Annotated in this window: 14 protein-coding genes, 2 rRNA genes and 1 pseudogene; 7 read left to right on the forward strand and 10 right to left on the reverse strand. The window is 65.8% G+C overall.

Annotation, left to right across the window (positions count from 1 at the left end; all coding sequences use genetic code 11):
- Positions 1-94: 94 nt before the first annotated feature.
- The 3 genes from E0W60_RS06810 (at position 95) to E0W60_RS06820 (ending at position 3,577) form a co-directional block, all read left to right on the forward strand.
- A 23S ribosomal RNA gene (locus tag E0W60_RS06810) occupies positions 95-2,973 on the forward strand.
- 115 nt (positions 2,974-3,088) lie between these two features.
- Positions 3,089-3,202, forward strand: a 5S ribosomal RNA gene (gene rrf, locus E0W60_RS06815).
- 105 nt (positions 3,203-3,307) lie between these two features.
- Complete coding sequence (locus tag E0W60_RS06820; protein ID WP_063241085.1) at positions 3,308-3,577, forward strand: GIY-YIG nuclease family protein; 270 nt, start codon at positions 3,308-3,310, stop codon at positions 3,575-3,577.
- Between the two features lie 50 nt (positions 3,578-3,627).
- On the opposite strand, the gene E0W60_RS06825 is transcribed toward E0W60_RS06820, so the two are convergent.
- Both E0W60_RS06825 and E0W60_RS06830 read right to left on the reverse strand, forming a co-directional pair.
- Positions 3,628-4,050 carry an organic hydroperoxide resistance protein gene (locus E0W60_RS06825; RefSeq protein ID WP_133097912.1) on the reverse strand — a complete coding sequence of 141 codons (423 nt, stop codon included), beginning with the start codon at positions 4,048-4,050 and terminating at the stop codon, positions 3,628-3,630.
- Positions 4,051-4,083: 33 nt separating this feature from the next.
- Positions 4,084-4,572 carry a MarR family winged helix-turn-helix transcriptional regulator gene (locus E0W60_RS06830; RefSeq protein WP_135703444.1) on the reverse strand — a complete coding sequence of 163 codons (489 nt, stop codon included), beginning with the start codon at positions 4,570-4,572 and terminating at the stop codon, positions 4,084-4,086.
- Between the two features lie 170 nt (positions 4,573-4,742).
- On the opposite strand from E0W60_RS06830, the gene E0W60_RS06835 reads away from it, so the two are divergent.
- Together E0W60_RS06835 and E0W60_RS06840 are read left to right on the forward strand one after the other, a co-directional pair.
- Positions 4,743-6,212 carry a DegQ family serine endoprotease gene (locus E0W60_RS06835; protein ID WP_135703445.1) on the forward strand — a complete coding sequence of 490 codons (1,470 nt, stop codon included), beginning with the start codon at positions 4,743-4,745 and terminating at the stop codon, positions 6,210-6,212.
- 235 nt (positions 6,213-6,447) lie between these two features.
- Positions 6,448-6,780 (forward strand): hypothetical protein, encoded by a 333-nt coding sequence (locus E0W60_RS06840; protein ID WP_133097915.1) that lies wholly within the window; start codon positions 6,448-6,450, stop codon positions 6,778-6,780.
- A gap of 351 nt (positions 6,781-7,131) precedes the next feature.
- Here the strand turns inward: E0W60_RS06840 and E0W60_RS06845 are convergent.
- From E0W60_RS06845 to E0W60_RS06865, 5 genes and pseudogenes are all read right to left on the reverse strand, one after another.
- Positions 7,132-7,523 (reverse strand): annotated as a pseudogene (locus E0W60_RS06845) (MFS transporter); the annotation flags it as partial.
- The gene (locus tag E0W60_RS06850; protein WP_135703446.1) at positions 7,520-7,990 is read right to left on the reverse strand and encodes a MarR family winged helix-turn-helix transcriptional regulator; all 471 of its coding nucleotides are present in this window, start codon (positions 7,988-7,990) and stop codon (positions 7,520-7,522) included. The gene E0W60_RS06850 and the pseudogene E0W60_RS06845, both read right to left, overlap by 4 nt.
- 31 nt (positions 7,991-8,021) lie before the next feature.
- Positions 8,022-9,995 (reverse strand): transglutaminase TgpA family protein, encoded by a 1,974-nt coding sequence (locus tag E0W60_RS06855; RefSeq protein ID WP_135703447.1) that lies wholly within the window; start codon positions 9,993-9,995, stop codon positions 8,022-8,024.
- Complete coding sequence (locus tag E0W60_RS06860) at positions 9,992-11,059, reverse strand: DUF58 domain-containing protein (protein ID WP_135703448.1); 1,068 nt, start codon at positions 11,057-11,059, stop codon at positions 9,992-9,994. Before E0W60_RS06860 ends, E0W60_RS06855 begins: the two co-directional genes overlap by 4 nt.
- A 5-nt stretch (positions 11,060-11,064) precedes the next feature.
- Entirely contained in the window at positions 11,065-11,991 is a 927-nt protein-coding gene (locus E0W60_RS06865; RefSeq protein ID WP_135703449.1) for an AAA family ATPase, read from the reverse strand.
- Positions 11,992-12,241: 250 nt separating this feature from the next.
- Here E0W60_RS06865 and E0W60_RS06870 point away from each other — a divergent pair, with 250 nt between their 5' ends.
- The gene (locus E0W60_RS06870) at positions 12,242-13,102 is read left to right on the forward strand and encodes a phytanoyl-CoA dioxygenase family protein (protein WP_135703450.1); all 861 of its coding nucleotides are present in this window, start codon (positions 12,242-12,244) and stop codon (positions 13,100-13,102) included.
- 30 nt (positions 13,103-13,132) lie between these two features.
- Here the strand turns inward: E0W60_RS06870 and E0W60_RS06875 are convergent, their stop codons facing one another.
- On the reverse strand, positions 13,133-13,969 hold the full coding sequence (locus E0W60_RS06875) for an IclR family transcriptional regulator (RefSeq protein WP_133097921.1): 837 nt from the start codon (positions 13,967-13,969) through the stop codon (positions 13,133-13,135).
- A 203-nt stretch (positions 13,970-14,172) separates the two neighbouring features.
- Entirely contained in the window at positions 14,173-15,795 is a 1,623-nt protein-coding gene (locus E0W60_RS06880) for an MFS transporter (RefSeq protein ID WP_135703451.1), read from the reverse strand.
- A 60-nt stretch (positions 15,796-15,855) separates the two neighbouring features.
- On the opposite strand from E0W60_RS06880, the gene E0W60_RS06885 reads away from it, so the two are divergent.
- Complete coding sequence (locus E0W60_RS06885) at positions 15,856-16,875, forward strand: LysR family transcriptional regulator (RefSeq protein ID WP_133097923.1); 1,020 nt, start codon at positions 15,856-15,858, stop codon at positions 16,873-16,875.
- A 54-nt stretch (positions 16,876-16,929) separates the two neighbouring features.
- On the opposite strand, the gene E0W60_RS06890 is transcribed toward E0W60_RS06885, so the two are convergent.
- Positions 16,930-17,223 carry a hypothetical protein gene (locus E0W60_RS06890; protein ID WP_135703452.1) on the reverse strand — a complete coding sequence of 98 codons (294 nt, stop codon included), beginning with the start codon at positions 17,221-17,223 and terminating at the stop codon, positions 16,930-16,932.
- Between the last annotated feature and the right edge of the window lie 132 nt (positions 17,224-17,355).

Raw genomic sequence — 17,355 nt, forward strand, 5'->3', positions numbered from 1 at the left:
GTATTTAAAGTGATCGAAAGATGACTTGGAATACGGCACAAATGCGAGAACTCAACCTGTAGTGAGTCGTGTCCTCGAGACACACTTGTTATAGGGTCAAGCGAACAAGTGCATGTGGTGGATGCCTTGGCGATCACAGGCGATGAAGGACGCGGTAGCCTGCGAAAAGCTTCGGGGAGCTGGCAAACAAGCTTTGATCCGGAGATGTCCGAATGGGGAAACCCGGCCCGTATGGGTCATCCCACACTGAATCCATAGGTGTGGGAAGCGAACGCGGCGAACTGAAACATCTAAGTAGCTGCAGGAACAGAAATCAACCGAGATTCCCAAAGTAGTGGCGAACGAAATGGGAAGAGCCTTGTACTCTTTAGCAGTGTTGTTAGCAGAACGGGATGGAAAGCCCGGCCCTAGCAGGTGATAGCCCTGTATGCGAAAACAGCGTTGTGGAACTAGGTGTACGACAAGTAGGGCGGGACACGTGAAATCCTGTCTGAAGATGGGGGGACCATCCTCCAAGGCTAAATACTCGTGATCGACCGATAGTGAACCAGTACCGTGAGGGAAAGGCGAAAAGAACCCCGGGAGGGGAGTGAAATAGATCCTGAAACCGCATGCATACAAACAGTCGGAGCCTGGAAACGGGTGACGGCGTACCTTTTGTATAATGGGTCAGCGACTTACATTCAGTGGCAAGCTTAACCGATTAGGGCAGGCGTAGCGAAAGCGAGTCCGAACAGGGCGTTGAGTCGCTGGGTGTAGACCCGAAACCAGATGATCTATCCATGGCCAGGTTGAAGGTGCGGTAACACGTACTGGAGGACCGAACCCACTAACGTTGAAAAGTTAGGGGATGAGCTGTGGATAGGGGTGAAAGGCTAAACAAATCTGGAAATAGCTGGTTCTCTCCGAAAACTATTTAGGTAGTGCCTCGTGTCTCACCTTCGGGGGTAGAGCACTGTCATGGTTGGGGGGTCTATTGCTGATTACCCCGCCATAGCAAACTCCGAATACCGAAGAGTGCAATCACGGGAGACAGACATCGGGTGCTAACGTCCGGTGTCAAGAGGGAAACAACCCAGACCGCCAGCTAAGGTCCCCAAATATAGCTAAGTGGGAAACGAAGTGGGAAGGCTAAAACAGTCAGGAGGTTGGCTTAGAAGCAGCCACCCTTTAAAGAAAGCGTAATAGCTCACTGATCGAGTCGTCCTGCGCGGAAGATGTAACGGGGCTAAGCTATATACCGAAGCTGCGGACGCACGCAAGTGCGTGGTAGGAGAGCGTTCTGTAAGCCTGTGAAGGTGTCTTGTAAAGGATGCTGGAGGTATCAGAAGTGCGAATGCTGACATGAGTAGCGATAAAGGGGGTGAAAGGCCCCCTCGCCGTAAGCCCAAGGTTTCCTACGCAACGTTCATCGGCGTAGGGTGAGTCGGCCCCTAAGGCGAGGCAGAGATGCGTAGCTGATGGGAAGCAGGTTAATATTCCTGCACCGTCGTATGATGCGATGGGGGGACGGATCGCGGAAGGTTGTCCGGGTGTTGGAAGTCCCGGTCCCTGCATTGGAGAAGGCGCTCAGGCAAATCCGGGCGCGGGATTCAAGGATGTGGGGCGAGCGGCCTAGTGCTGCGAAGCAATTGGAAGTGGTTCCAAGAAAAGCCTCTAAGCTTCAGTCATACGAGACCGTACCGCAAACCGACACAGGTGGGCGAGATGAGTATTCTAAGGCGCTTGAGAGAACTCGGGAGAAGGAACTCGGCAAATTGGTACCGTAACTTCGGGATAAGGTACGCCCTGGTAGCTTGACTGGCCTGCGCCAGAAGGGTGAAGGGGTTGCAATAAAATGGTGGCTGCGACTGTTTAATAAAAACACAGCACTCTGCAAACACGAAAGTGGACGTATAGGGTGTGACGCCTGCCCGGTGCCGGAAGATTAAATGATGGGGTGCAAGCTCTTGATTGAAGTCCCGGTAAACGGCGGCCGTAACTATAACGGTCCTAAGGTAGCGAAATTCCTTGTCGGGTAAGTTCCGACCTGCACGAATGGCGTAACGATGGCCACACTGTCTCCTCCCGAGACTCAGCGAAGTTGAAGTGTTTGTGATGATGCAATCTCCCCGCGGCTAGACGGAAAGACCCCATGAACCTTTACTGTAGCTTTGCATTGGACTTTGAACCGATCTGTGTAGGATAGGTGGGAGGCTTTGAAGCGTGGACGCCAGTTCACGTGGAGCCGTCCTTGAAATACCACCCTGGTTTGTTTGAGGTTCTAACCTTGGCCCGTGAATCCGGGTCGGGGACAGTGCATGGTAGGCAGTTTGACTGGGGCGGTCTCCTCCCAAAGTGTAACGGAGGAGTTCGAAGGTACGCTTGGTACGGTCGGACATCGTACCTAAAGTGCAATGGCAAAAGCGTGCTTAACTGCGAGACCGACAAGTCGAGCAGGTGCGAAAGCAGGACATAGTGATCCGGTGGTTCTGAATGGAAGGGCCATCGCTCAACGGATAAAAGGTACTCTGGGGATAACAGGCTGATACCGCCCAAGAGTTCATATCGACGGCGGTGTTTGGCACCTCGATGTCGGCTCATCTCATCCTGGGGCTGTAGCCGGTCCCAAGGGTATGGCTGTTCGCCATTTAAAGAGGTACGTGAGCTGGGTTTAAAACGTCGTGAGACAGTTTGGTCCCTATCTGCCGTGGGCGTTGGAATCTTGACGGGGGCTGCTCCTAGTACGAGAGGACCGGAGTGGACGTACCGCTGGTGTACCTGTTGTCTCGCCAGAGGCATCGCAGGGTAGCTATGTACGGAAGAGATAACCGCTGAAAGCATCTAAGCGGGAAACTCGCCTGAAGATGAGGATTCCCTGGAGGCTTGACCTCCTTGAAGGGTCGTTCGAGACCAGGACGTTGATAGGCTGGGTGTGGAAGCGCAGTAATGCGTTAAGCTAACCAGTACTAATTGCCCGTAAGGCTTGATCCTATAACCAGTGTGTTTCACCTGGTGTGTGTGATCGTGTCTGTGCCAGATACGCACAACCCCAACTACATCCCGATTCGTGACGCTGGCTTGAACCCCAGCGCCACAACCCCTCATGCCTGGTGACCATAGCGAGCTGGAACCACCCCTTCCCATCCCGAACAGGACCGTGAAACAGCTCCGCGCCGATGATAGTGCGGATTACCCGTGTGAAAGTAGGTCATCGCCAGGCTCTTATTGTGCAAAACCCCTCGACAGCATGTGCTGCGAGGGGTTTTTGCTTTTTGCGGCTTCGAGTTTATCAGCGGTTTATCGGCTCGCTTAGACCTTTCATTCCATGTCAGACGACTGCGCCTGGTATCTCTACCTGCTCGAATGCACCGGTGACTCGATCTATACCGGGATCACCACCGACGTCGATCGGCGCTTTGCGGAGCATCTGTCGGGAAAGGGGGCCAAATATACGCGTTCGCGCAAGCCCATCCGGGTCATGGTGCGGCTTCGTTTTGAAACCAAATCGGAAGCATTGAAGGCGGAAATCGAGATCAAGCGGATGAGTGCGGCGCAGAAGCGCGCGTTCTGTGCGCAGCACGAAGACCCAAAATAAAAACGGCCAGGACCGCTAGGCGATCCTGGCCGTTTTGTCTGGGCGCGGAATCAGACGACCGTCAGCGTCACGTCGATATTGCCGCGGGTGGCATTCGAATACGGGCAAACCTGGTGAGCCTGCTCCACCAGTTTCTCCGCCGCTTCGCGTTCGAAGCCCGGCAGCGAAATCTTCAGCTCGACCTGGATGCCGAAACCTTGCGGAATCGGCCCGATGCCGACGGCGCCTTCGATCGAAGCCTCTGCCGGTACATTGATTTTTTGCTGGCCGGCCACGTACCGGATCGCGCCCAGGAAGCAGGCCGAGTAGCCAGCGGCAAACAGCTGTTCCGGGTTCAGGCCGTTGCCGGCGCCGCCCATTTCCTTGGGCACTGCCAGCTTGACGTCGAGTTGGCTATCGGAGGTTGTGGCCCGGCCATCGCGGCCGCCGGTTGCTTTGGCATGGGCGGTATAAACGACTTTTTCGAGTTTCATTTAAGGCTCCGTTTGGTTGCCCGCAGGGGCGTATCAAGGCTTGCCGTCGTGCGGCGGTGGGAAATCGGTACGCGCTGCTTCCAGCGTGGACCGCAGTGCATGCAGGCGCTGCGTCAGGGCCTGGATTTCTTCGACCGGGCACTGCGTGGCGCACAACATCTGTTCAGGAATACGTTCGGCTGCATCGCGCAGGGCCCGACCGGCCTCGGTCACGCGCACCAGTACCCGGCGCTCGTCGCCGGTATCGCGGTTGCGGGTAACCAGGCCGGTGGCTTCCAGCCGCTTCAACAACGGTGTCAGCGTGCCGGAATCCAGCGCAAGGCGACCACCCAGTTCCGATACCGTCAGCGTTTCAGTCTCCCACAATACAAGCATCACCAGGTATTGCGGATAAGTGAGTCCAAGCTCACCAAGCATGGGCTTGTACAGCTTGGTCATCGCAAGCGACGTCGAATACAGGGCAAAGCATAGTTGCCGATCGAGCAGCAGCCAATTCGAGGTGTCATCGTTGTCGCGTTCCATGCCGATATATTATACGCAATTGAATTGTGTGCAACATAAATTTGTCACCTGCGCTAAAAGTGATAATCAAGGCACTCGTAACCTTAAGCCTGTTTTAAGTCTCGGTCGTTAGCATGATCCCGTCGCGTCGCAAAGTGCCGACGCCAGATCTTCTACGTAAGGACCCTGACATGATTCGCCAGACCATTGCTCGCACGGCCGTCGGTATTGCGGCCCTCGCCGCCCTGGGCGGCGGGTATGCCTACCTGCAGAAGGAAGTCGTCACGCCCGGATACGCTGCTCCCATGCCGACGCCCCTCGCAGCCACGCAGCCAGCGGCCGCCGTGGCCACGCCGGCGGACTTCTCCGGCATCGTTGCGCAATATGGACCCGCCGTGGTCAATATCAGCGTGACCGCGCGCGCCCAACGCACCGCCGCGCAGATGCCGCCCGGGATCGATCCCGACGATCCGCTGTTCCAGTTCTTCAAGCGCTTCGGCCCTCAGTTCCAGGGCCCGCAAGGTGGCCAGCAGCAACTGGTGCGCGGCCTGGGCTCCGGCTTTATCGTCAGCCCTGACGGCCTGATCCTGACCAATGCGCACGTCGTCGACGGCGCGCAGGAGGTGACCGTCAAGCTCACCGACCGTCGCGAATTCAAGGCCAAGGTATTGGGCACGGATCCGCAGACCGATGTGGCGGTGATCCGCATCGATGCCAAGAACCTGCCGACGGTTCGCTTGGGCGATCCCTCGCAGGTGCGCGTCGGCGAGCCCGTGCTGGCCATCGGTTCGCCGTACGGCTTCGAGAACACCGTGACTGCCGGCATCGTCAGCGCCAAGTCGCGCTCGCTGCCTGACGATACCTACGTGCCGTTCATCCAGACCGACGTGGCCGTCAACCCGGGCAACTCGGGCGGCCCGCTGTTCAACCAGCGTGGCGAGGTGATCGGCATCAACGCGCAGATCTACAGCCAGACCGGTGGCTACCAGGGCTTGTCGTTCGCGATCCCGATAGACGTGGCCACCAAGGTCCAGCAGCAGCTGGTGGCGACCGGCAAGGTCACGCGCGGCCGCCTCGGCATCAGCGTGCAGGAAGTCAACCAGGCGCTGGCGCAATCGTTCGGCTTGTCCAAGCCGACCGGCGCGCTGGTCAACTCGGTCGAGCCGGACAGTCCCGCAGCGCGAGCCGGCCTGAAGCCGGGCGACGTGATCGTGCAGCTGGGCAACGACGTGATCGACCATTCGGGCGACCTGCCCGAGCATGTGGCCGACCTCAAGCCCGGCACGCAAAGCTCGCTGAAGATCATCCGCAAGGGCGAGCCGATGACCTTGTCGGTGAAAATCGGCACGGCCAAGGACCAGGCGGTGGCGCAGAAGGGCGGCACCAACGAGGCCAGCGGCCGGCTCGGGCTGGCGGTGCGTCCGCTGTCGCCGGCAGAAAAGCGCGACAGCGGCATCGAAGGCGGCCTGGTGGTCGAAGGCGTGGCCGGGCCAGCGGCGCGGGTTGGCATCCAGCCGGGCGACGTGATCCTGTCGCTCAACGGCACGCCGATCACTTCGGCCGAGCAGCTGAAAGCGCTGGTGGCAAAGTCCGGCAAGCAGGTGGCGCTGCTGGTGCAGCGCGACGATGCCCGCATCTTTATTCCGCTCGATATCGGCTGACACCGGGCGCGCCGGCGCTACCCGCTAATCGTTAACAGACAAGGCTTTTGGGTTAACGCGGGCCGTATACCTCGACCGGTATACGGCCCGCTAAGCCTTATGGGAAGCGGCATTCCGCACAACCAATTACTTACAGAAGGCGCGCCAACAGGTATTATCTCGACTGCGATGCACGAAGCATGCGGCGGTAGCCCCCGCCGGCCCTGGTTCTGCTGAATCGACAAAAAGGAAGTCTATGCAGTTGGATTTCACCCGCGCCACAACGCCGGGTACCGATAGAGCGCGGCGACTGGCGTCAACGACGTCGGCGGCCGGCTCCGCGCCGAAGCCCCGGCGGCGCAAGAAAGTAGTCGCCCCGCATTGGGAGCGCGGCTATCGCTCGCATTTCTACCGCAATGAACGCGGCGACAAGCTTGGCGAGGTGCGCCTGTCCGAGCGCGGCGAAGTTCCCGTGGTCTACCACTGGGCCGCAGGCAATTACTCGGGCGCCGAAGGATCGCTGGCCCACGCACGCGCGCGCGTCGAAGAAACCATCGGTTTCGGCATGCGCCAGCTGTCGCTGTTCTGAGCAGGTATTTCGCCGCTGCCGCCTCTGCCGGCACTGCGACCCGTCCGCGCCATCATCCGCTGCGCGGCGACTCCGCACCTCCCCGATTCATTCGCCCTGCAGTCAATCCAGCGTTCCGCCACTGACGGCGGGAAAATGCGCGCGTTTCAGGCCAGACGCCGCTGCGCCAGCATGAAACGCCGCCGCGCCAAGCGCGAGCACCGCAATCAACCGGTAGATATCCTCGCAGGCAATCAGCCTGGCCTGTTGCTCGACCATCGCTGCGAGTTGCGCCAGTGCTCCCTGGTGTGCCTGTGCCATGTCGAAGCCGCGCGCGGACAGCGCCGCCTGCACCGACGCCCCCCATTGCTGCACGCCCTGGACAAAACGCGCCGCCACATCTGCGCCAGCGTATGGCCGGTGGCCGCAGCAAGCGTACCGGCCATGAACAGCAGCAGGGCGCCGGTCAGCTAATAGCGGTACCCAAACCGGCGCAACAGCCACCGCTGCTTGAGGATCATCAGCATGCTGCCGACGGCGTAGGCCGCCTGCACCGGGGCAAAGGTGCGCGGATCGGCGCCGATGCCGCCGACGATATGGCTCGACGCGAACACGAACATGATGTTCTCGAGGAACTCCACGCCGGTGGCCAGCGCCAGCAGCATCATCAGCAGCGTCTGGCGCTGGCGGTGGCTGAGCCAGCGCAGCCAGCGCATGTCGACGCGCAGCCGCGACAGCGGCCGCCAGGATGTGCCGGCCGTCATGGCTGCAGGGCTTGCAGGGTCCGGTGCAACTGCGTCAGCGCGCGGGTGGCACCGGCGAGGCCGCTCGCGCCCACCGGTGCCCAGGCCTCGCCGTAGGCGGCGTGGACCACCGGCGCGGCCCGCTCCAGCAGGCGCCGTCCGGCCGCGGTCAGGGTCAGTTCCAGTCCGCGGCGGTCCTGCGCCGACGCCTGGCGGCGCAGCAGGCCCCGCGCTTCGAGCCCGTCCAGCAGCCGCGTCATCTGCGTGCGGGTGACGTCCAGTGTCGTACCCAACTCGGACGCCATGCTGGGCTGGCCTTCGTCGGCCGACAGCATGCTCATCACCAGGTACTGGTTCATGTCCAGCTCAAAGGGGGCGAGCGCCTGGTCGATATGCGCGCGCAGCAGCAAGCGCGAGGCCAGGATCAGGTCGCGCGGCGCTTCGGGATGGTTGGCGCAATAGCGATCTATGCGGGCTTCGAAACTCATGGCGGGCAGCAATCCGTTGGCGACGGATTGATTACCGACGCAGCGCGCCCGCGATGTCCCGCGTACCCGCCCGCATGCGCTCCGCCGCCTGCCGCACGTGAGCCGGATCGGCATTGCCATAGCGTTGCCCGATGTAGGCCGCGGCAACCGCCGCGATGGCTGCGGCCGCCTGCGGCAGTCGGGTGCTGGCGCGTGCGGCGAAGTCCTGGGGACCTTCGGCCGGCGCGCGCGCGCAGCCGTGCCGGGCCAACAGTTCGCAGAAGCGGTCGTAGGCTGCGTCAAGCGGATCGGCCCGCTCCCGGCGCCGCCACAGCGGCACCAGTGCGAGCAGGCACAGCACCCCGAGCGCGCCGGCCAGCAGCTGCCCGGCACTGGCGCCCGTGCCGAGGGTGGCCAGCAGGCGCGCCTGTTGCGCGTGGTCGTACTGCAGCACCCAGCGCTGCCAGCGGTAGACCATGCCCTCGTAGGCCCAACGGACATCCTGCAGCCAGCCCGGCTGGTGCGCCGGGCGCCAGGCCGCGGCCTCGGCGCCAAGGACGGCGTCCAGGCCCCGCTCGATCCGGCTGGGCGCGACCGCGCTGGTGGGATCGACGCGCACCCAGCCGCGGCCGTCGAGCCAGACTTCGGCCCAGGCGTGGGCGTCGGACTGGCGCACCACGTAGTGGCCGCCGATGGGGTTGTATTCGCCGCCCTGGTAGCCAGTGACGACCCGTGCCGGCACGCCGCCGGCGCGCATCAGGAAGACGAAGCTGCTGGCGTAGTGTTCGCAGAAGCCGCGCCGGGTGTCGAACACAAAGCTGTCGACCTGCTCCGCGCCGAGCTGTGGCGGGCTAAGCGTGTAGGCAAACGGCGCGGCGGCGAACAGGCGCAGTGCCGCCTGCACGCGTGCGGCGGGATCGGCGTGCTGCGCGGCCCATGTTGACGCCAGCGCGCGGGCGCGCGGGTTGCCTGCGGGCAGGGCCAGCGCCAGCCGGCGCGTGGCGGCATCCAGCGCCTCCGGTGCCGGCGTGAGCGTCGATCGCGCCTGGTAGCGGATGCGCTGGTCCACCGGCCGGCGCGACAGGAATTCGCCATCTGGCGTGACGGCGGCGTCGGCGGATGGCGACAGGGCCTGTCCGCGGTCCAGCACCAGCAGCCAGTGCTGCGAACTGGGCTCGAGCGTGATGCTGTAGTCGACTCCACGCCCAGCCACTGCCATCGCAGGTGCGGGCGCCTGCGCGTGCAGGCGCTGCCGCGCCGGACGCCAGGTGGTGCCGTCGTACTCCCACAGCACCAGCGCGCGCCAGTACAGCGCCGCGGCAGGCAGCGGCGGGCCGGCGACTTCAGCGCGCAGCGCCAGCGCCGGCGAGCGGATCAGCTGGCCGACGCTGCCTGGCCGCATGGTATCGCTGAGGCCGGTGGTGCCGGTGGGCGCGGACTGCGGCAGCTGCCACAGCGGATGCTCCAGCCGCGGGAACAGCACGAACATGGCCACCGCCCACGGCAGGCCGAGCAGCGCCATGCGGCCCAGCATCGGCCAGATCGCCAGCCGGCTGCGCGCCTCCGGGTGGTGCAGCAGCAGCCAGTTGCGCAACACCCAGGCGCCGATGGCCAGGCTGTACAGCGCCAGCCAGAAAGGCTGGTCCGACAGGTACAGCGTCAGTAGCAGGTAGAAGGACAACTGCGTCACCAGCGTGGCATCGCCGAGCGCGCGGCACTCGAGCAGCTTGAGGATGACGAACGCACCCAGCAGCGCCACCGCCAGCTCGCGCCCCACGCCGCCGCCGGCCTGCCAGGCCAGCGCACTGGCCACCAGCAGCACCAGCAGCGCGGTGGTGCCGAGCATCCAGCGCGACGGCAGCGGCGCGCGCCGGCGCCACAGCAGCCAGCGCCAGCCCAGCAGCAGCAACAACAGCAGGCTGACCGACACCGGCAAGGTCCGCGCCTGCGGCGCCAGCACCAGCGCCAGCTGGCCGAGCAGCATGCCGTGGTCTTCATGCCGCAGCGGCCTTGCCACGGCGTTCATCGGCGGGCTCCGGGCCGCGTTGGATGCTGCGGCCACAACGCCAGCGCTTCAAGACAGGCGCGCCGATGGCTTGCGCCGCATGCGGGCGGCAATTCGAGGCCCGGCAGGCGCAGGCCGATTTCCGCATCGTCCGGCGCGGCCAGCAGCCAGGCGCACAGCCGCGACAGCCGCGCTTCGGCGTCCATGCCCGCGGGCATCGCCTGCCAGTCGAGCCAGCGCGCCGGGCGCTGCGGTGGATCGCCGCTGCGGCTCAGCCATCGGCCGGTGCGCGCGCTGTGCTTCCACGCGATCCGGTGCAGCGGGTCGCCGCTGCGGTAGCGCCGCAGCTGGTCGATGCCGTCGTCGCCCGGAACGGATGACGCGGCAGGTCCCGCGTCATCCGCGCCAGGGCGATACGCGGCGGGCGGGGGCGGTGCATTAACTTCCGGCGCCGGGTAGACCAGCGTCGACAGCGGCAGGTCCGCATGGCTCCAGACGCGGAACAGCCCGAATGGGAAGCGGCTGCTGATCACCACGCGCGGCAGCGCCAGCCGTCCGCGCCGCGGCGCCGGCACGTGCAGCGCAAGCGTGCCGCTGGCGTGGCCGTCCAGCGTCAGCGTGGCCGGCACGACTTCTGGCAGCGCCGGCACGCGCGCCTCGATGCCGATGCGCGCGCCGGCGTCGGCGTTGTCGACGCGCAGCGCAAACACCGCGAGCTGGCCGGCATGCACCGGCGCCACCGTGCCCGCGCTCACCGCCAGTTCGAGCAGGTTGCGGTAGGCCAGCCACATGCATGACATGCCGATGCCGGCCAGCAGGAAGGTCAGCGCGAAGCCCAGGCTGATGTTGTAGTTGAGCGAAGTCAGCAGCATCGCGCCGAGCAGCACGGCAAAGCCGATGCCGCCCCGCGCGGGAAGGATATAGAGATGGCGCCGGTCCAGCCGCACGGTGCCGCCGGACGGCCGGCGCGCGGCAATGCGCTGGCGGAAGAGCCTGACGGACGCGAACAGGCCTGGCCAGGGCAGGCGATGGTGTGCGGCCGCGTTCCGGTTGTCGTGCGGCGCCGCCAGCGGATCGCTCGCCATGGGCGTCAGGGAATGGCCACGCCGGCAAGCAGCGCCGCCAGCTCGCCGTCCACCGCCGCGGGGCTGCCGCCGCCCGCCGGCAGCAGCCGGTGCGCGGCAACGGCGGCAAAGACCGCCTGCACATCCTCGGGCAGCACCAGTTCGCGCTGCGCCAGCAGGGCCCGTGCGCGCGCGCAGGCCAGCAGCGCCAGCCCGGCGCGCGGCGACAGGCCGGCGGCAAAGCCGCTGTGGCGCCGCGTGGCCTGCACCAGTGCCAGCACATAATCGACCAGCGCGGGGCTGGCGTACACCTGCGCGGCGGCCTGCTGCAGGGCCAGCACCTGCGCGGCATCCATGACCGGCGTGGCTTCCGCCGCGCTGGCGCCGCCGAGGTACAGCACGCGCTCGAAGGCGGGATCGGGATAGCCCAGCGACACGCGCATGGTGAAGCGGTCGAGCTGCGATTCAGGCAGCGCATGGGTGCCCAGCTGCTCCAGCGGATTCTGCGTGGCGATCACGAAGAACGGTTCCGGCAGCGCGTGCGTGGTGCCGTCATGGGTCACCTGCCGCTCGGCCATGGCTTCGAGCAGGGCGCTCTGGGTTTTGGGCGGCGCCCGGTTGATCTCGTCGGCCAGCACTACCTGCGCGAACACCGGGCCGCGATGGAAGCGGAATTCGCCCGCATCGCGCACGAACACCGAGACGCCGATCAGGTCCGCCGGCAGCAGGTCGCTGGTGAACTGCACGCGCTGGTACTGCAGCCCGAGCGTACGCGCCAGCGCATGCGCGAGCGTGGTCTTGCCCACGCCGGGCACGTCTTCCAGCAGCAGGTGGCCTCCCGCCAGCATGCAGGCCAGCGCCAGCCGGACCTGCTGCGGCTTGCCAAGGACGATGCGGCCCAGCTGGGCCTGGGCCTCGGCCAGCGAAGCGACGATGCGTGGGCGAGCAGTCACGTTGGACCTCGGCGCAAGGGAGTTGGAAGGGAGCCGGACCGGCGGCAAAAACGGGGACGCAGTGCAGCGCATTGTAGCGGCGTGCGCGGCACGCGGCACCGTCTGTTTCCGAACGGAGACACCCCGGGCCGGCGGCGATGCACCCGGATGGCGCACAGGCTGCGCCAGTTTGCGCGGGTTCTGGCATCATGAGCCTGTCGGGCCACCGCCGGCCCAACCGTATTTCTTTCTCCTTCCGCTGCCCGCTGCAATGACTGCCTCGCTGGACCCCTCCGCCGACCTCCGTGCCGACCTCCGTGCCGACCTCCCTGCGGCTGCCGTGCTGACCCCCGGCGCCGCCGATTCCGACGCGCTGCTGCGCCTGGCGCAGGCCTTCCATGCCAACGGCTTCGTGATCCTGCGCGGCTTCGGGAGCGAGGCAGACTGCGCCGCGCTGGAAGCGGTGGCGCGCAGGCACCTGGCGGCGGTGGTGCCACCGGTGGAGTTCGAGGCCGACCTGGGCTATCCCGGCGCCCCGGCCGCGCGCGACGCCGCCGGCGGCGGCACCGTCAGGCGGCTGCGCCAGGCCTACGGCCGCGACGAAGTGTTCCACGACTGGGCTACCGCTCCGAAGCTGGTGTCGGTGGTGCAGGCGCTGCTGGGCGAACCCGCGTGCCTGACGCTGGCGCACCACAACTGCGTGATGACCAAGCACCCGCACTACGGCAGCCAGACCGGCTGGCACCGCGATACGCGCTATTGGTCGTTTGCCAAGCCCGAGCTGGTGACGGTCTGGCTGGCGCTGGGCGACGAGGATGAAAGCAACGGCGTGCTGCGCGTCATTCCGGGCTCGCACCGCGCGGCGCTGGAGCCGGGCCAGCTGGATCCCGCGGAATTCCTGATCGAGGCGCATCCCGCCAGCCAGCCGCTGCTGCAGGCGGCGCGGCCGCTCGCGCTGCACCGCGGCGACGTGCTGTTCTTCGACAGCCGGCTGTTCCACGCGGCGGGCCGCAATGCCTCCAACGCGGTCAAGCTGTCGGTTGCCTTTGCGTACTTCGGCGCCAGCAACCGGCCGCTGGACGGCACGCGTTCGGCCGAGTTCGGCAGCGTGGCGCTGCCGGTGGCCGGCTGAGGCAGCCGGCGCGGGTGGTGGGGCCGGCCTTCAGGTACGCAGCCCGACCAGCCCTGAAATTTTTTCCGAAGCTTCGAGCAGCGGCGGCAGGAAGCGCTCCAGCATTTCCTGCGCGCTGGTGCGATTGGCCTGGCCGCTGATATTGATCGCGGCGATGGTCTGGCCGGCGCGGTTGCGGATCGGCGCCGCCAGCGACACCAGTCCCTCTTCCAGCTCCTGGTCGTTCAACGCCCAGCCGCGCGTGCGGATATCGGCGACGATGGTCTTCAGCGCTTCGATGTCAGTCACGGTGCGGCTGGTGCGCGCGCGCAGTTCGCTGGCGCGCAGCACGGCGTCCAGCTCGGCTTCGTTCAGCCCTGCCATCAGCACGCGGCCCATCGACGAGCAATACGCCGGCAGCCGGCTGCCGATCGACAGGTTGATGGTCATGATCTTGCGCGCCGGCACGCGCAGCACGTAGACGATCTCGGTCCCGTCCAGCACGGAGATCGAGCAGCTTTCATGCACCTGCTGCGACAGTGTCTCCATGATCGGCTCGGCCAGGTTCCAGAACGGCATCGAGGTCAGGTAGGCAAAGCCGAGGTCGAGGATCTTGGGCGTCAGCCGGAACAGCCGCCCGTCCGCCTGCACATAGCCCAGTCCCACCAGTGTCAGCAGGATGCGGCGCGCGCCCGCGCGCGTCAGGCCGCTGGCCTGGGCGATTTCCGTCAGCGTCTGTGCCGGGTGCTGGGCATTGAAGGCACGGATGACCGACAGCCCGCGTGCAAAGGACTGCACATAGCTGTCGCTTGGCTTCTCGGGCGCGGCGGCGCTGCCTGCGCCCTGGGGCGTCTGCGCGTCGCGGGGGGAGTCGGTGGAACTGGCCATCGGTGTAGCACCGGCGCGGGTCGCCGGATTGGCACGGAAAGGCCGAAAGGGTAGAGGAAATGCCGGCACAACGCCAGTGCCGGCCCCCATGGCTCACCACCAGCGGGGGATGGCGGCATGGCCCCGGCGGCGCCCGTTCGGAACGCCGCCGCCATGCTGTCTCCTGCACCGCCTCCCTTGTTATCGGGGGCTGGAGAGGCGTCTTAGCGGAAGCTGCGCTGCACCAGCACGAACACCGCGCCAAGCACACAGATCACCGCGAAGCCATGCAGCATGTCCATACCTGCCAGCAGCGTGGCCTGCCGGTCGATTTCCAGCGAGATCTTCGCCAGCCCGGAGGCCGACAGCGCATCCGGCGATTGCAGCGCCGGGTTGAAGCGCGTGACCTGCTCGACCAGGTGGGTGCGGTGCTCGGCCAGCCCGTCCTGCATGAACACGCTGGCCAGGCCGGTGCCCACGGCCGAGGCAATCTGCTTGCACACGTTCTTGAACTGGTAGGCGTGCGAGAAATCCTCGACCGGCACCTCCAGGTAGGTCATCGATGCCACCTGCACCATCAGCAGCACCGGCGTCAGCCCTTCCAGCAGCACCACCGGCACCAGCGCATAGTCGGGGGCGCCCGGCATCAGCTGGTGCGAAAACAGCATCGCGGCGCAGGCATAGAAGACAAAGCCAAGCGCGATCACGCGCCGCTTGCGGAATACCAGCGCCATGCCCAGCGTGATGGCCACGGCGCCGATGGTCGCCACCGCGCCGCTGGTTGCCAGCAGCATGCAGGTGGTGCGGAAGGTCAGGCCCAGGCCGGTCTGCGTCAGCGACGGCAGCAGGAAGGCCCATGCCGACGACATCAGGTAATACAGCGTGTAGAAGCCCAGCCCGTAGAGATACTGGCGCCCGGCCAGCCGCGACAGGTCGATCCACGGGTCGGGATGGCGGTACAGGCGCCAGCCGGCGAAGGCAAACAGCGCCAGCCCGCACAGCGCCGCCAGCGGCATTTCCGGCGAACTGAAGAAGCGCGTGTAGCGCATTTCCTGCAGCGTATGCAGGATCACCAGCGCGCCGGCCGCGGCGGCGATCGCGGCGGGCCAGTCCAGCGTCGACACCGGCGGATGCCGGTCGCGCGGCGCGCGCGTGGGGTAGGTCAGCGCCACCGACAGCAGCACCGGCAAGGCAATGCCGGCCTGGAACAGGAACACCGCGCGCCAGCCGATATCGTCGAGGAACATGCTGGTCAGCCACGGCGCGAGCGCCAGCATCGAGAACGCGCCGCCGCCGAAGCGCAGCATTAGCGCGCCGCGTTCGGCCGGCGTCGACACCAGCTGCACCAGGATGCGCGAGGCCGCGAACAGGCCCCCGGCGCCCAGGCCCTGCACCGCCTTGCCGGAGATGAGCCCGGTGGGGGTGGCAAATTCGGCACAGATCAGCGAACCCAGGATGAACACCACCAGCGACACCAGCGTAAAGCGCTTGTACGTGATGCGGCGCGCGACCTGGTCGAGCACCATGTTCATCAGCACCGCGGTGGCGGCATAAGCCGAGACCGCGTACAGGTAGTCTTCCGGCGCGGCGCCGACGCCGCCCTGGATATGCTGGCTGGCCACGCCCATCATCAACGTGGAAGAAAAGTCGATGCCGGTGACCAGGCCGAGCGTCAGGCCGAACAATGAAAGACGCCAGTGACCCATTTCGGGGTGACTGGTGAGTTGCATGCGGGGGTGTGCTGGGGCGGAGGCCGGTGTCGTAGCGGGGGCGAGGGCTGCCGGGACTGATGTTGCCAGCGCTGGGGCTGAGCCGTCCGGTGCAGCCGGGACAGGCGTTTGTTGCATCGCTCAAGCATAATGTCGCCTGCCGCCGAGAACTACAGGCTGTCAGGGAAACATTGTCCGGTGAATCAAACAATTCAATGGAACGACTGGGAAGCGTTCTGCTGCGTCGTCGAGCAGGGAACGTTCACGGCCGCGGCGGAGCAGCTCGATTGCCCCAAGTCGCGCGTCTCGGCCGCGGTCGCGCGGCTGGAAACCGCCATCGGCGCCAAGCTGCTGGAGCGCACCACGCGGCGCATGCGCCTCACCGATGCCGGCAAGGCGGTCTATCGCGACGTGGCGCCGCTGTTCGCGCGGCTGCGCGAGATCCGCCAGGAAACGCTGGCGCGCGAGGAGCGCGTGCAGGGCGTGCTGCGCATCGCCACACCTTATGAATTTGGCGCCCAGCAACTGGGCGGGGTGATCTGCCGTACACTCGTCGCGCATCCGGCGCTGGATGTGGCGGTCGAGATCACGCAGGGACTGGTCGACCCGATCCGCGACGGGTTTGACGTGGCGTTCGTCATCGTCGATGCCGACCTGCCCGACTCCGGCACGGTGGCCCGCCGCATCTACCACGTCGAGCGCGGGCTGTTCGCCGCGCCGTCGCTGGCGGACAGCCTGCCGGCGCAGCTGCGCCCGGAAGACCTGGCCAACATGCCGACGCTGACCACGCCGGGCGACACGGTGTGGGAATTCACCCGCGACGGCGAGACCGTCTCTGTGCCGATCCGCCCGCGCATGCAGACCTTCAACGCCGAGCTGCGCCTGCAGGGCGCGCTGGCGGGCCTCGGCATCGCGCGCCTGTCGGTGAACTACTGCGAGGCCGAGATCGCGCAGGGCCGCCTGGTGCGGGTGCTGCCGGATTTCCCGCTGCCGCCGCTGCGCGTGTTCGCGCTGCTGCCGGACCGGCGCCTGCAACCGCGCAAGGTGCGCGTGTTCATGGAAGCGATCGAGTCGATGATGGTGTCGGAGCTGGGGCCCGAGCCAGGCCTGGAAGGGATCGAGCCCGGCGAGTGGGCGAGGGAGGGCGCTGGGCCCGAAGACGACGCGCAGGCGGACGGAAGCGGCCTGGCACAGGGAGAGGCCCGCCCTGCGGGTTGAGGACGCCGGCGGGCCACCACGGCGCAAGGCCGTGGCAAGGGAAAACGCGCAGACTCAGGCGCCTTCGGTGAAGCTGTCGCGACGGCCGGTGATGGCGGCGCCGTCGGTGAACGGATCGACCTTGCCTTGCCTGGCACCGTCGGTGAACGGATCGGCGCGGCCGTTCCGGAAGGCATATCGAGCGCCGTCCAGGAAAGGATCGGCCTTGCTGGCGTGGGCGATGCCGCCGTCGAGGCGCGCAATATCGGAAACGGGTTCAGAGGCGTGCGCGGCAGCGGCGGCAAACGACAGGCCGGCCGCGCACAGCAGCGAAAGCGCCAGGTTGCGGGGTTGTGCGAGGGTCTTCATGGTGTGGTCCTTCTTGGCAGGGTGCGTGGCTGCAGCGCCACGTTGCCTGTAATGTAGGACTTCACACTAAGCAGAAAAAGCGTCAATTCTCGAAACACTGTCCAGACATCTGGACAATGCGCCGGCCAGTGC

Origin of the sequence: Cupriavidus oxalaticus (assembly GCF_004768545.1) — a bacterium.
GTDB classification, from domain to species: domain Bacteria; phylum Pseudomonadota; class Gammaproteobacteria; order Burkholderiales; family Burkholderiaceae; genus Cupriavidus; species Cupriavidus oxalaticus_A.